Source organism: Pedobacter yonginensis (genome assembly GCF_003173595.1).
Taxonomy (GTDB): Bacteria; Bacteroidota; Bacteroidia; order Sphingobacteriales; family Sphingobacteriaceae; genus Pedobacter; species Pedobacter yonginense.
Map to the genome: position 1 here is coordinate 517,434 of NZ_QGNZ01000002.1, position 14,527 is coordinate 531,960.

A 14,527-nucleotide genomic window follows, 5' to 3' on the forward strand; every position below is an offset into this window, starting at 1 on the left:
AAGATGTTGCCATTTTTCGCGACCTCTACTTTGGCAATCTCTATCATTCTTGTTTTTATCATGAAAAAATTACAGCTTATAGGCTTCGTAATTCTATATACATTATTAAGCAGTACTGCGTTTGCATCTGTTTTAAAAGATATTAAGGGCAAGGTTATCGATGCGAGTAACCAGCAAACTCTACCAGGTGCAACCATTTTTATACCCGATTTAAAGGTTACTGCCCAAACCAATAACGATGGAGCGTTTACACTAACTAATTTGCCTTCAAGAGGTTCATATTTGGTAGAAGTACATTATGTAGGCTATAAAACGGCTACTCAGGTTATTAATCTTGCATCCGCAAACAGCCTATCTTTCGCCCTTCAGCCTACTGCAATTGAAACCAAAGAGATTGTAATCACAGGCAGTTTAATAAGCAGTACAAGCAAAAGAAATAGTGCTTCATCTGCCGTTGTGGGTAAAGATCAGCTCTTGCAGCCCTCTACAAATTTAATTGATGCCCTAACCCGCATTCCAGGTGTATCGCAAATCACCACTGGTCCGTCCATCTCCAAACCCGTAATTAGGGGCTTAGGCTACAACCGAATAGTAACTTTAGATGATGGAATTAAACAACAGGGACAACAATGGGGCGACGAGCATGGAATCGAAATCGACCAGTTTAAATCAGATCGGGTAGAAGTGTTACGTGGTGCCGCTTCTTTAATGTATGGCTCCGATGCTCTTGGCGGGGTAATTAACCTGCTTGAGCCAAGTACTGCACCAGAAGGACAAGTAAAAAGCGAATTTATTACCAATTACTCTACCAATAACGGTCTTACGGCCAACTCTTTAATGTTAAATGGCAACGAAAACGGTTTTGTTTGGCGTGCTAGGGGGACTTACAAAAATGCCTATTCTTTTAAAACCCCTACAGGCTATTTCCCAAACTCTGGTTTTAACGAAACAGATTTGAGCGGCATGGTAGGCTTAAATAAAAGTTGGGGTTACACCCATTTAAACGTATCCAATTTCCGCAACAACATTGGCTTTTACGAACCCTCTTTAGATGAGAACGGAAACTTCGTTAAGGAAGACGGAGCGGCTTTCACAGATCAGGATAATAAAAACCGTACGTTAGGCTACCCACGGCAAGACATTAGGCATTTTAAAATTGCTCTAAACAACAACTTTATTTTAGGGAATGGCAATTTGAAAGCCGATTTTGGTTATCAGCAAAATCAGCGTCGTGAGTTGGATGGACCTGATCCAGCCTTGTTTTTCGACCTCAAAACCTACAACGCCGATTTAAAATATTACCTACACGAAACCAATGGATGGCAGCCCGTATTCGGACTAAGTGTAGATGACGCCCATAGCCAAAATAAGGGCTCAGAATTTTTAATTCCCGCTTATGATACCTTTGGATTTGGGGTATTTGCCTTTGCAAAGAAAAACTGGAATAACAACACCTTTAGCTTGGGTGCCCGCTACGATTTCCGAAAAAATAATGGGAAGCAACTTATCGAAGATGGAGAAGAAGTGTTTGCCCCTTTCCAAAATAAGTTTTCTAATGTAAGTGGTGCATTAGGTTTCACCCATCAATTTAACGAGGAATGGAACTTTAAAGCCAATGCGGGTTCTGCTTTCAGGGCACCAAACCCTGCCGAATTAGGATCAAATGGAGTACACGAAGGAACATTTAGATACGAAATTGGAAATTCAAATTTGAGTCCGGAGCGCAGTTATCAAGTAGATGCCACATTGGAATATGAAGGGAAAATTGTTAGCGCAAGTGTTGGTGTGTACAACAACTACATCCACAATTACATCTATGCCGCCAGCAATGGCGAAATTAGAGATGTAGATGGAACAGATTTTGCCATATATCGTTACGGACAAGTTAATGCAAATTTATATGGTGCAGAAGCCAGCTTAACCATTCACCCAGTTTCCTTTATTCATTTCGAAAATACCTTCGGCTATGTTCATGCACAAAACAATACCTTGGGCAAGCCACTATCATTTATCCCGGCCGGCACATTGAGAAACGAGTTGCGTTTCGAGCCTAAATTAAAAGGAACAAATGATGCTTACCTATCCGTAGGCATAAACTCGGCATTTAAACAAACCCGTGTTGATGACGTTTTCGAAACGCCAACAAGCGGTTATACCCTATTAAACGCTGGCATAGGCGCAACTGTAAATGTGGGCAAACAACCCATCAAAATATCCGTATCGGCAAACAATCTGTTAAATCAAAAGTATTACGATGCACTAAGTAGATTTAAACCAGGCCGTTTCGATCAGGAAAATCCAAACTTGGGCGTTTACAATACTGGCAGAAACATCACCTTCGGTTTGTATGTGCCTTTTACGCTGGCTAAATAGTCAAAATCATTTTCAAGATGCCTTCTTGGAAAATTGTTGCGGGGCCAGTCGGAAGATTTAGGCCCCGCTTTTTATTCCAAAAATGCTGATTGAATTGTTTAAAAAACCTTTCGTTTTTGGTACGTTTCGGCGTGGTTGATGTCTCAACCGAATAAGCTCACGCTGTGGTTTATCGTCACGAAACACAAAAAACAATTGCTTAATCTAAAGAGTTTCATTATAACTCAGATGCGATTTTTTTTTGGAAAACAACGTTCAGTGTTGCATGGCATCTTCAGTCCTGCGTTAACGATGGAAGCCAACCGCCATGGTTCGTGTCCTCACGAAACAAAAAGAAATAACTAAAAACGACAATTGGCAAATAATCTTTTTTTGGAAAGCAACGTTCAGTGGTGCTTGGCATCTTCAGTCCTGCTTTACCTCCAAGCCCAATGGAAAATTGGGGCTTTCCGTTCAATCAGGTTTGGGCACAAAGGTGCTTGCGTTAACGATGGAAGCCAACCGCCGTGGTTCGTGTCTTCACGAAACAAAAAACATCTCCTTAGTTGCGGGTACACCAACCGAACAAATTGCTAACCTCATCATGAGCAGTATAACAACAAATTGAATAACAGTATTTTATGGTTTTTCTTGAAAGGTTTGCTTTGTTCTTAAACCCGATCAAAGCGGCATCCCCCAATTTTATTGGGGATATAGCGCAGAGCGGGGTTACACTCCGCCAAGTATTCCTGAACGCTCATTTCCAAATTATAAGATTTTAAATTCCTTCAGCATCGTTCCGTTCACTGTGGTTCCTGTTTCCATGAAACAAAAAAACATCTCCTTAAATGCGGGTACACCAACCGAATAAATTGCTAACCTCATCATGAGCAGTACAACAACAAATTAAATAACAGTATTTTATGGTTTTTCTTGAAAGGTTTGCTTTGTTCTTAAACCCGATCAAAGCGGCATCCCCCAATTTTATTGGGGATATAGCGCAGAGCGGGGCTACACTCCGCCAAGTATTCCTAAACGCTCATTTCCAAATTATAATATTTTAAATTCCTTCAGCATCGTTCCGTTCACTGTGGTTCGTGTTTCCATGAAGCACCTTAAAATCAAATCATCTTACTTCCATTCGGAACGTGGCTGGCGACACTAGTTAAAACAATATCTCCATTTTCATCGGCAAAACCAGTCACCAAAAATTCAGACATAAAATTGCCGATTTGCTTTTTAGGGAAATTAACCACCCCAACAATCTGTTTTCCTGGCAGCTCCTCCAATTTGTAATGTTTGGTAATCTGTGCACTCGTCTTCTTTATGCCAAAGGCTCCAAAATCTACCTTCAATTTATAAGCGGGTCTTTTTGCCTCAGGAAATGGTAGGGCTTCTACAATGGTACCCACTCTTAACTCAACTTTTTCGAAATCTGCCCAGGTAATGTCTTGCATAGTATAAAGGTTTAAACAAAAATATAAATAAACAGGAAACAGGCTTAACCTTTTCTAAGGTAGAATCCACTAAAATATTTGCCATGTACAGATTAACAACTATATTTAAGCACCGTTTGCATAACCGAATATTAAATCAATCTCCTGGCATGTATTTATTAGGTATCGATATAGGCACCTCGTCTATAAAAGTTGCAGTTGTTGATGTAAATACCCAGAAATGTGTAGCAACTGCCCAATATCCAGAACAGGAAACCGAAATTAAATCCGTTAAACCTGGCTGGGCAGAACAATCGCCAGAAGATTGGTGGCAAAACACACAACAAGCAATTCTAAAATTAAATGCTACCGGATTATTTAATCCAAAAGACGTACAAGCCATTGGCATTGCCTATCAAATGCATGGCTTGGTTTTGGTAGATAAAAGGCAACATGTGCTACGCGACAGCATCATCTGGTGCGACAGTCGCGCAGTGGCACTTGGCGAAAAGGCATTCGACGCTATTGGTCGTGAAAAGGCTTTAAAAAGTCTTTTAAATTCCCCAGGAAATTTTACCGCATCCAAATTGGCTTGGGTAAAAACTAACGAGCCAAAAATTTATAAGGCAGTTGATAAAATGATGCTACCCGGCGATTTCATTTCCATGAAACTTACTGGTGCCGTAACTACAAGCATAGCTGCATTATCAGAAGGTGTTTTTTGGGACTTTAAAAAAGACGAAATATCTACAGCAGTAATGAGCCACTATGGATTGGATTATAATCATATTCCAGATGTAAAACCTTTATTTTCAATCCATGGAAATGTTGATGCTGCCGTTGCCAAGGCTCTAGGTTTAACAGCAGGCATTCCTGTTGCTTACAAATCGGGTGATCAGCCAAATAACGCCTTGTCTTTAAATGTATTAGCGCCTGGCGAAGTTGCTGCAACAGCAGGAACTTCAGGCGTAATTTACGGCGTAAGCGATAAGCTCACCTACGATCCGCAATCAAGGGTAAACACTTTTGCCCATGTAACGTACTCAAAAGAACAAAAGCATACAGGCGTATTGCTCTGCATAAACGGAACAGGAAGTATGTACAGGTGGGCAAAACACAATTTTTCCCCAAATTCATCATACACAGCGCTTAATTTATTAGCCGCTCAAGCACCTATCGGAAATAGAGGTATAAAAGTTCTGCCGTTTGGAAATGGCGCGGAACGCATGCTCAACAACAAATATACAGGCGCACAATTATTGGGTATTGATGTTAATATCCACAATCAGTCCCATATTTTTAGAGCTGTACAAGAAGGAATAGCATTTTCCTTTAGGTATGGTTTAGACATTATGAGGGAAAATGGCATGAAACCCTCGGTAATTAGAGCAGGTAAAGCCAATTTATTCTTAAGTGAGGTATTTGCCCAAACCTTTGTTGATGTAACCGGAATCCCTGTAGAGCTTTATGAAAACGATGGCAGTGTAGGAGCCGCACTAGGCGCAGGAATTGGCGCAGGCATTTTCAAAAATGCAAAAGAAGCATTTACACAACACAAAGTTTTGGAAGTTTTAGAACCTAAAAATTCTAAAGCCTATGAACCCTTTTATCAAGAATGGAAAGCCATTTTAAATCAATCACTATACAAGTAGAACCACAAAATAAACCACAATGACGAAAGTAGTAACCGGTACAAAAGAATTTTTTAAGGGCATCAATCAAATCCAATTTGAGGGTTTAGGGAGCGATAATCCATTGGCCTTTAGATGGTATGATGCAAAGAAAATTGTTGCAGGCAAAACCATGACCAGCCATTTTAAATTTGCCTGTGCCTACTGGCATTCTTTCAATGGAAACGGATCAGATCCATTTGGCGGCGCAACGCATGCTTTTCCTTGGGATGAAAAAAAAGATGTTATAGAACGCGCCAAAGATAAAATGGATGCTGCTTTTGAATTTATAACGAAAATGCAATTGCCCTACTATTGTTTCCATGATGTAGATGTGGTTGATTATGGCGATAACATTGCCGAGAACGAGAACAGACTGCAAACCTTAGTAGAATATGCCAAGCAAAAACAAGCAGATAGTGGCGTTAAACTTCTTTGGGGAACTGCAAATTTATTTAGCCATAAACGCTACATGAATGGCGCCTCAACCAATCCAGATTTTCATGTCCTTGCCCACGGAGCGGCACAAGTTAAAGCCGCTTTAGATGCAACCATAGCCCTTGGCGGAGAAAATTATGTGTTTTGGGGAGGTAGAGAAGGCTATATGAGTTTGCTCAATACCAACATGAAACGAGAGCAAGAGCATTTGGCAAAATTCTTACACACCGCAAAAGATTATGCACGCAAACAAGGCTTTAAGGGCACATTCTTTATCGAACCTAAACCATGCGAACCCTCAAAACATCAGTATGATTACGATGCCGCAACGGTAAAAGGTTTCTTGCAAGAATACGATTTATTGGCCGATTTTAAATTAAACTTAGAAGTTAACCATGCAACACTAGCGGGACATACTTTTCAGCATGAGCTTCAAGTGGCAGTTGATAATGGTTTGCTGGGCTCTATTGATGCCAATCGTGGCGATTACCAAAACGGGTGGGATACTGATCAGTTTCCCAATGACATTTATGAGTTAACCGAAGCCATGTTAATCCTATTAGAAGGTGGTGGTTTGCAGGGTGGCGGTGTAAATTTCGATGCGAAAATCCGACGCAACTCTACCGATCCGCAAGATCTATTTTATGCCCACGTTGGTGGGATGGATATTTTTGCACGTGCCTTAATCACCGCCGATGCAATACTGCAAAAATCTGATTATAAAAAAATAAGAACAGAAAGATATGCTTCTTTTGATAGCGGAAAGGGTGCTGAATTTGAACAAGGTAAATTAAGCTTAGAAGATTTAAGAAACTACGCAGCAGAAAATGGTGAGCCAGAAATACGCAGTGGCAAACAAGAATATCTAGAGAATATCATCAACAGATACATCTAATTATTAGGTTTTCAATACGTTGTAAATTATTAAATGTCACTTTAACATTTTTTAATTCAAAAAATAGCAAAAATAATTTTTGATTTACTACATTTAACTTTCTAAACCAAATAACATATTGTAAATGAAAGTTACAGATTACATTATCTTTCTAGCCTACTTTGCTATTGTGGCAATTTATGGCTTCTGGATCTATCACCGCAAAAAGCAAGCTCAAATGAGCAGTAAGGATTATTTCCTTGCCGAAGGTTCGCTTACTTGGTGGGCAATTGGTACATCATTAATTGCATCAAACATTAGTGCCGAACAATTCGTAGCCATGAGTGGTGATGGATTTAAAATGGGTTTAGCCATATCCACATACGAGTGGATGGCCGCCGCAACGCTAGTCATTGTTGCCACATTTTTTATCCCTGTATATTTAAAAAACAAGATTTACACCATGCCTCAATTTCTAAGTCAACGGTACAATGGTACAGTTGCAATGATTATGGCGGTGTTTTGGTTATTGTTGTATGTTGTTGTAAACTTAACTTCAATACTTTACTTGGGGGCTTTAGCCGTAAGCAGTATATCGGGTATAGGCTTTTGGTATTGTATGATAGGCTTGGCCGTTTTCGCTGTAATTATTGCCTTAGGCGGTATGAAAGTAATTGGCTATACCGATGTTATTCAAGTAGCTTTCTTAATATTTGGCGGTTTAGCCACAACCTATTTGGCTTTAAACTTGGTTAGCGATCATTTTGGTGGCCATGGCGTGTTGGATGGGCTTGCCTTTTTACGAGAAAAGGCCCCAGATCACTTCCACATGATTTTCAAAAAAGATAGTGCAAATTATGCTTCACTACCTGGCATGACGGTTTTACTGGGTGGTATGTGGATTGTTAACCTAAATTATTGGGGTTGCAATCAATACATTACCCAACGTGCCCTCGGTGCAGATTTAAAAACCGCCAGAGCAGGTATTTTATTTGCAGCATTTTTAAAGCTCCTCATGCCATTAATCGTGGTATTACCAGGTATTGCGGTGTATATGTTATATCAAGAAAAAACAGGTATCGATGTAAATTCAATGATGCCTGGAGGCGAACTCCGTCCAGATCGAGCTTACCCTACTCTACTGAACATTTTACCCACAGGTTTAAAAGGACTATCTTTTGCCGCACTAACCGCAGCCATTGTGGCCTCATTAGCGGGTAAAATCAACAGTATATCAACCATTTTTACTTTAGATATTTTCAAAAAACACATTAAAAAAGATGCAACTGAAAAAGGTTTAGTAGGTACAGGGCGCCTTGTTGTAATTGTTGCAATGGGTGTTGCTGTGGCAATCTCTCCTTTCTTAGGTATCGATAAAAAAGGTGGTTTCGAGTTTATTCAAGAATATACAGGCTTTGTAAGTCCGGGTATTTTTGCCATGTTCATACTCGGCTTCTTTTGGAAAAAAACAACCTCCAATGCGGCTTTATTCGCTACAATCGGTGGTTTCGGACTATCCGTACTGTTTAAGTTTTTACCAGGAATGATGGATTTGTCATTCTTACACGATTACGGATTCGCAGTTGCCAATGCAGATGGTGTTTATGAAATCCCGTTTTTAGATAGAATGGGCTTCGTTTTTGTAATTTGTATGGTGGTGATGTTTGCCATCAGTATGATCGAAAACAGTAAAGGCGACAAATCTAACGGTTTAGAGATCGACAGCAGCATGTTTAAAGTGCATCCTGCCTTCGCAGTAGGGTCTTTACTTGTAGTGGGTATTTTGGTAGCATTGTACTCCATTTTCTGGTAGTCAAACAGCTATTTAATTATGAAATGCTTTTCGGTTAAAATCGGAAAGCATTTTTTTTGCTAGAGGATTATCGCCGTGGTTTCTGTGCTGTAGTTAGTGTCTTCACCAAGTACAAAACTCCCGGCCATGGTTTGTGTCTCCACGAAACACAAAATAGATCATTAAAAGCCTCATTAATCATTTTTTTTGGAAAGCAACTACTCGCCATGGTTCGTGTCTCCACGAAACTCAAATTAGACTACCAAATGTGGGATTAACCGCCGTGGTTCGTGTCTCTACGAAACACAGAAGAAACTATTTAAAACCATCATTAACCTATTTTTTTGGAAAACAACGTTCAGCGGTTCTTGGCATCTTCAGTCCTGCTTTACCTCCAAGCCCAATGAAAAATTGGGGCTTTCCGTTCAATCAGGTTTGCATTACAAAGGAAATACACAAATCTGCCGTGGCTCCTGTCTTCACTAAACTCAAATTAGACTACCAAATGTGGGATTAACCGCCGTGGTTCGTGTCTTCACGAAACAAAAATAAATAACTAAAAACGATAATTGGCAACCAATTTTTTTGGAAAGCAACGGTCAGCGGTTCTTGGCATCTTCAGTCCTGCTTTACCTCCAAGCCCAATGAAAAATTGGGGCTTTCCGTTCAATCAGGTTCGCATTACAAAGGAAATACACAAATCTTCCGTGGCTCGTGCCTTCACGAAACAAATAAATACATCAAAGATTCGGCTTATCCGCCGCCATGGTTCGTGTCTTCACGAAACACAAAATAGATCATTAAAAACCATCATTAACCATTTTTTTTGGAAAACAACTCCGCCGTGGCTCCTGTCTTCACTAAACTCAAATTAGACTACCAAATGTGGGATTAACCGCAGTGGTTCGTGTCTCCACGAAACACAAAATAGATCATTAAACACCATAATTAACCAATTTTTTTGGAAAGCAACGGTCAGCGGTTCTTGGCATCTTCAGTCCTGCTTTACCTCCAAGCCCAATGAAAAATTGGGGCTTTCCGTTCAATCAGGTTTGCATTACAAAGGTAATACACAAATCTGCCGTGGCTCGTGCCTTCACGAAACTCAAATTAGACTACCAAATGTGGGATTAACCGCCGTGGCTCCTGTCTCCACGAAACACACAATACATCACAGATTGAGCTTATAAAGAATAGGCAGAGAGCGCTATCCAATTACTCGTTTGTTTTGTCAGTGGAATTGGCTTATAAGAAGCAGGATGATGATTTAGATCGAAATTAATAGAATGAATTTTACTGTGCGCAGGGGCCATCAGGGATTTCTTTGCTGATTTTAATAATCTTAGTTACAACCAGCGTAGAATCAAAATCATCCGAAACAGTTGCCGTATCAGATTTTGCAAAGTAACCCTCAAGCTCTACATAAACAGGCTCATAAGGCTTCTCAAAGTTTAATTTACTGTAAGAAAGTTCTAGATTTTTCACGCTATCTGCCACCCAATACTCCCGACCATCTTCACATAGCGTAAAAGATTTCATTTCAGGGCCAAAGCTGTATAAGCCCTTCACGGTTTTAACGTTGCTCTTTTCTCCTTCTGTCCTTTGATCACGATTACAAGCCGTAAAAACTACACCTAAAAGCATAGCAGATCCGATTACTTGTTTAAAAAACTTTCTCATTTATATTGATTGATTAATCTGGTCTATCTTTTTAACACTTAAATTAGATGACAAACCCGATGCCAAAAACGAAAAAATACCCACTGTAAAAAACACTAAAATGAAATCTTTCCATTTTAATCCTATCGGATAGGCACTTATCAAAGTCGTATTTTCTTCGCCCATTTTTACTAGGTTAAAATGTTGTTGCAGTAGGCAAAACATTAATCCTATAAACAAGCCCAACACACACCCAGACATGGTAATCATCATACCTTCAAATAAAAAGATACGTTTTATTAGTCCTTTGCCCGCACCCAAGCTGCTTAAAATAGCAATATCCTTAACTTTATCTATTACCAACATGGTTAAAGAGCCAATGATATTAAATATAGCAATAATTAATATAAAAGTTAGAATGATGTACACTGCCCACTTTTCTGTATTTAAAATGTGGTACAGCGAACGATTTTGTTCTGCTCGATTTCGCACCTCGAAACCCGAACCCGCTTTTTTGACTACCTCATTCTGAAAATCATCCACATTTACCCCAGGCTGAAGGTTTATTTCTATCGCAGATATATTTTTATCCTCTCCCAATAGGCCCCTTGCAAAATCAAGAGGAACAATGATGCCGTTATCAAACTCTTGTTGCACTTCAAAAACGCCACTTACCCTAATGCTTTTAATCACAAAATCATCGGCAGGATTTATAGAATTTACAGACATGGTTTTCTTTGGCGAAAAAATTTCCAGTTCGGTAAAAGGATCTACGGTATTTACAGCGAGATAGCTTTGTAACGCCGAGCCAATAACTGCACTGTTTCCGCTTTTGTTGCGGAGCACAAAATGACCTTCTTTAATGGTGCTATCTAATTTATCGTTTTTTAAATAATCTAAACTAACCCCTTTAACCATTCCTACCGCTTGCTTATTGTTGTATTTTAACAAAGCATTTTCTTGCAAAACTTCCGTGAAAGAGTAAATATCTTGGTTTTTCTTAAGTTGATTAAAGTAAGCCGTATTTGGATCAAAAGTTTTGCCCTGCGCTGGAGTTATTGCAATTTGAGGGGTAATGGTGTTAAACATATTTAATACCACAGTTTCGAAACCATTAAATACCGATAAAATTATAATTAATGCCGCACTCCCAACCATAACCCCCACCATAGAAATCCCAGAAATTAGGTTGATGGCATTGGTCGATTTCTTTGCAAAAAGGTATCGTTTAGCAATATAAAAGGGCGTATTCACGTCGGTAAATATAGGTAAAATGAAAAAGAGAACACCAATAATGTAGGAGATACGAAAGGAAATGATTAATCATCATCATTGGTTCTTCTACCTTATTCATCTTTTAGTAACACTAAAAGAAGGGATTATGTTCTTTCTCAAAGCCGATTGTCGTAGCCGGACCATGACCAGGGTAAACTTTTGTTTCATCGGGCAATACAAACAATTTGTCGCTTATGTTTTGAATGAGTTGTTGATGGTTACCCCCAGGTAAATCAGTACGTCCAATGCTGCCATAAAACAGCACATCTCCGCCAATTAAGAAACGATCTTGCTTACTGTAAAAGCACAAATGAGCAGGAGAATGTCCTGGTGCAAAAATTAATTCTAATGTGCTGTTACCAAAGCTTATGGTCCCAGTTTCTGGTAAAAACACTTCGGGCTCCGGAGAAAGCTCGTAGCGGCCAAAGCCCATTTGTGGTGCGTAACTCGGCACCGCCTGAAGAATTGGCAATTCACCAATGTTAAACTGTGGTTTTAAACCATAGGTATCAAAAACAAACTTGTTTCCGAAAACATGGTCGAGATGGCAATGAGTATTCAACAGCAAAACAGGCTTTAACCCATTTTCTTTAATGTAAGTAGTAAGTTCATTTTGCTCTGAGCCTTCATACATGCCAGCGTCGATAATTACACAATCTTTCGTTTCATCAAAAAGAATATAGGTGTTTTCGCTGTAGGCGTTGAAGGTGAAAGTTTTTATTGTAATCATAATTTTTTTGATGCTGATATTGCAGAAATCCTATTGCTTCCACTTAAATGTAGAAATCATTTTATCGATGTCCTTTTTGATAAACTTAACCACAGGTTCAATAGAATCGTATTGAGGTCTTTCGTTAAAATAAAGTGCCCCTCTAAAATAGTGTTGTGCACTATCGGTTAAGAAAAATTGCACCGATGAAGCTGTATTGCCCTCTATAGCATAATAAATTCCATAAACCCTTCTGTCTGGATAATTAATCATTTTTTGATCAATTGCTGTGGCTTTAATGGTATGCTTAAAAGCCAGTTTTCGAGCATCTTCTACCATTTCATCGTATTCGCCTTTTCCAGATACATCGTAATACGTTAAATGTAAAAAGCCGTTAAACTGTTTGAAATGCAAATTGTACCAATCCTTATGTGCATCACGACTTTTATCTTGCTCAATGGTGGCATAAGTTGGATATTCGAAACTGAACGGAACAGGCCGATTAAAACTTGTATATTGTTTCTTCGGAAATTCTATCCTGTAATAGGCTTTCGGCTTCGGGCTGTAATCATTGTTATTGCAGGCAGCAAGGATTAAGAGCAGAATAAAAGGTGCAAAAAAAAGGTTCTTCAATTTCATCGTTTATTCAACTATGGTGCAATTAACGGTAAAATATTTCAATTATTCCATATTGCCCAAGCTTTTTCGGCCTGTTTGTGCAACATTTCTAAGCCATTTTTAGTTTGGGCACCTTGTTGAGCTGCTTTGATCAAAAAGGCGGTTTCTAGTGGATTGTAAACCAAATCGTAAGCCAAATGATCTTTCCCAATCATCACATAATCAATTTCAGGAAAGGCATCTACGTTTGGCGACATGCCCAAGGGCGTTGTGTTAATCAATAACTTGTGTTTTGCCAAAATTTCTGGTGTAACATCATCGTATAAAATGGCTCCAGATGTTGGCTTCCGTACCACCACCAAATACTCAATATTTAACTTTTCGAGCACATATTTTACCGCTTTTGCAGCACCCCCATCGCCAAACACAAGGGCTTTATTATGGTGGGGCAAGAGTAAGGGCTTTAGCGATTCTTCAAAGCCATAAGCATCTGTATTATATCCCTTTAAATAATTTTCGCCTTCAAAAGTGCTAATTGCAATGCAGTTTACAGCCCCAATTTTTTCAGCCGCTTCATCAACTTCATTCAAATAGCAAAGTACATTCACTTTATGCGGAATGGTTACATTTAGCCCCTTTAATGTTGGGTTAGTTTCCAGCAAATTGGGCAGCGCATTGATGTTTTCAATCGGAAAAAGTTCGTATTGATGCTCGGTTATACCCTCATTCAAGAATTTTTCTGTAAAATACTTTTTGGAGAAAGAATGAGAGAGTGGGTAGCCGATTAAACCATAAGTTTTCATGAAGCATTATTTACGTGAATACAAAACATGAAGCAACCTTAAAAAGATTGCTCCGAGCTTTGCCTAAAACGATAGAAAATTATTTTGCTTGATTTAAAAAATAATCAAAAGTATCTCCACGTAAACCCAAACGAATGGTTTCTAAAGGGATCACTTCTGCCGGTGCAATGTTACCTAAGTTTACGTTCGTGCCAATTAACTTGATAAACCAAACCTGTTGCTCTTTTTGCGGGGCTTCCCAAATAATGGTTTCTTCCGGAATTTGAGTTAGTATTTCATCAACTAAGCCTTCACGTACTTCGCCACTTCCGCGGTAAATACCAACGTTACCACCTTCGCGTGCTTCGGCAATAACTTTCCAAGAACCCGCTTCAATTTCTGCATTCATCAGTTTAATCCATTTGTATGGTGCAAATATTTTAGCAGCATCTTTACTTCCAACTTCTGATATAACAGTAACTTGTTTGGCCAATTCCCGAATAAACTCACATTTTTTATCGTGCTCAATTTCTATAGAACCATCAGATACTTCTGCATATTCCATTCCGTATTGATCTAAAACACGCTGATAATCAGAAAATTGGTTACGAATAATGAAAGCTTCAAAAAGTGTTCCCCCAAAATAGGTTGGAATACCAGCACTTTTATATAAAGCTAATTTTTCTTTAAGATTTGGCGTAACATGAGATGTTGCCCAACCTAATTTTACAATGTCTGTATGTACACCGGCAACTTCAATAAAATCTTCTACCTGGCGTAGGCTTAATCCTTTATCCATAACCATGGTTAAGCCTTTTTGGCGTGGTTTGGTTGGGCGTTCAGGAACGTTTGTTAATGGGTAATTCATATGTGTACAAAAGTGAAAAAAATTTTGAGATTTATATGTTAAAATTTTCTCACA

General features: G+C 39.1%; 12 protein-coding genes. 5 read left to right on the forward strand and 7 right to left on the reverse strand.

All coding sequences use genetic code 11. The features are described 5' to 3' along the window. The first annotated feature begins 60 nt into the window (after positions 1-60). Positions 61-2,373, forward strand: a complete 2,313-nt coding sequence (locus tag DHW03_RS09025; protein ID WP_109926003.1) for a TonB-dependent receptor — start codon at positions 61-63, stop codon at positions 2,371-2,373. Between the two features lie 307 nt (positions 2,374-2,680). Then, positions 2,681-2,980: a hypothetical protein gene (locus DHW03_RS09030; protein WP_109925416.1), complete on the forward strand. Its 300-nt coding sequence runs from the start codon at positions 2,681-2,683 to the stop codon at positions 2,978-2,980. 493 nt (positions 2,981-3,473) lie between these two features. Here DHW03_RS09030 and DHW03_RS09035 read toward each other — a convergent pair whose 3' ends face one another. Beyond that, the gene (locus tag DHW03_RS09035; RefSeq protein WP_109925417.1) at positions 3,474-3,809 is read right to left on the reverse strand and encodes a tRNA-binding protein; all 336 of its coding nucleotides are present in this window, start codon (positions 3,807-3,809) and stop codon (positions 3,474-3,476) included. A 149-nt stretch (positions 3,810-3,958) separates the two neighbouring features. Between DHW03_RS09035 and DHW03_RS09040 the strand changes: the two genes are divergently transcribed. The 3 genes from DHW03_RS09040 (at position 3,959) to DHW03_RS09050 (ending at position 8,583) form a co-directional block, all read left to right on the forward strand. Next, positions 3,959-5,440: a xylulokinase gene (locus DHW03_RS09040; RefSeq protein ID WP_109925418.1), complete on the forward strand. Its 1,482-nt coding sequence runs from the start codon at positions 3,959-3,961 to the stop codon at positions 5,438-5,440. 19 nt (positions 5,441-5,459) lie between these two features. After that, a complete protein-coding gene (gene xylA, locus DHW03_RS09045) occupies positions 5,460-6,791 on the forward strand; it encodes a xylose isomerase (protein ID WP_109925419.1) in 1,332 nt (443 codons plus the stop codon). Positions 6,792-6,915: 124 nt separating this feature from the next. After that, positions 6,916-8,583 carry a sodium/sugar symporter gene (locus DHW03_RS09050; protein ID WP_109925420.1) on the forward strand — a complete coding sequence of 556 codons (1,668 nt, stop codon included), beginning with the start codon at positions 6,916-6,918 and terminating at the stop codon, positions 8,581-8,583. Positions 8,584-9,855: 1,272 nt separating this feature from the next. Here the strand turns inward: DHW03_RS09050 and DHW03_RS09055 are convergent. The 6 genes from DHW03_RS09055 to DHW03_RS09080 all read right to left on the reverse strand — a co-directional run bounded on the left by DHW03_RS09055 (position 9,856) and on the right by DHW03_RS09080 (position 14,473). After that, on the reverse strand, positions 9,856-10,242 hold the full coding sequence (locus tag DHW03_RS09055) for a hypothetical protein (protein ID WP_109925421.1): 387 nt from the start codon (positions 10,240-10,242) through the stop codon (positions 9,856-9,858). After that, positions 10,243-11,475, reverse strand: a complete 1,233-nt coding sequence (locus DHW03_RS09060) for an ABC transporter permease (RefSeq protein ID WP_165825398.1) — start codon at positions 11,473-11,475, stop codon at positions 10,243-10,245. Between the two features lie 112 nt (positions 11,476-11,587). After that, positions 11,588-12,226 (reverse strand): MBL fold metallo-hydrolase, encoded by a 639-nt coding sequence (locus DHW03_RS09065; protein WP_109925422.1) that lies wholly within the window; start codon positions 12,224-12,226, stop codon positions 11,588-11,590. Between the two features lie 30 nt (positions 12,227-12,256). Next, complete coding sequence (gene gldD / locus DHW03_RS09070; RefSeq protein WP_109925423.1) at positions 12,257-12,844, reverse strand: gliding motility lipoprotein GldD; 588 nt, start codon at positions 12,842-12,844, stop codon at positions 12,257-12,259. Between the two features lie 38 nt (positions 12,845-12,882). Further along, a complete protein-coding gene (locus DHW03_RS09075; protein ID WP_109925424.1) occupies positions 12,883-13,626 on the reverse strand; it encodes a shikimate dehydrogenase family protein in 744 nt (247 codons plus the stop codon). A 79-nt stretch (positions 13,627-13,705) separates the two neighbouring features. Further along, positions 13,706-14,473 carry a phosphosulfolactate synthase gene (locus DHW03_RS09080; protein ID WP_109925425.1) on the reverse strand — a complete coding sequence of 256 codons (768 nt, stop codon included), beginning with the start codon at positions 14,471-14,473 and terminating at the stop codon, positions 13,706-13,708. Between the last annotated feature and the right edge of the window lie 54 nt (positions 14,474-14,527).

Bases quoted from the DNA above. Each gene is read 5' to 3' on its own strand.
- DHW03_RS09055 (WP_109925421.1), bottom strand. From the start codon at position 10,242: ATGAGAAAGTTTTTTAAACAAGTAATCGGATCTGCTATGCTTTTAGGT.
- DHW03_RS09050 (WP_109925420.1), top strand. From the start codon at position 6,916: ATGAAAGTTACAGATTACATTATCTTTCTAGCCTACTTTGCTATTGTG.
- DHW03_RS09040 (WP_109925418.1), top strand. From the start codon at position 3,959: ATGTATTTATTAGGTATCGATATAGGCACCTCGTCTATAAAAGTTGCA.
- DHW03_RS09065 (WP_109925422.1), bottom strand. From the start codon at position 12,226: ATGATTACAATAAAAACTTTCACCTTCAACGCCTACAGCGAAAACACC.
- DHW03_RS09025 (WP_109926003.1), top strand. From the start codon at position 61: ATGAAAAAATTACAGCTTATAGGCTTCGTAATTCTATATACATTATTA.
- DHW03_RS09030 (WP_109925416.1), top strand. From the start codon at position 2,681: ATGGTTCGTGTCCTCACGAAACAAAAAGAAATAACTAAAAACGACAAT.
- gldD (WP_109925423.1), bottom strand. From the start codon at position 12,844: ATGAAATTGAAGAACCTTTTTTTTGCACCTTTTATTCTGCTCTTAATC.
- DHW03_RS09075 (WP_109925424.1), bottom strand. From the start codon at position 13,626: ATGAAAACTTATGGTTTAATCGGCTACCCACTCTCTCATTCTTTCTCC.
- DHW03_RS09035 (WP_109925417.1), bottom strand. From the start codon at position 3,809: ATGCAAGACATTACCTGGGCAGATTTCGAAAAAGTTGAGTTAAGAGTG.
- DHW03_RS09080 (WP_109925425.1), bottom strand. From the start codon at position 14,473: ATGAATTACCCATTAACAAACGTTCCTGAACGCCCAACCAAACCACGC.
- xylA (WP_109925419.1), top strand. From the start codon at position 5,460: ATGACGAAAGTAGTAACCGGTACAAAAGAATTTTTTAAGGGCATCAAT.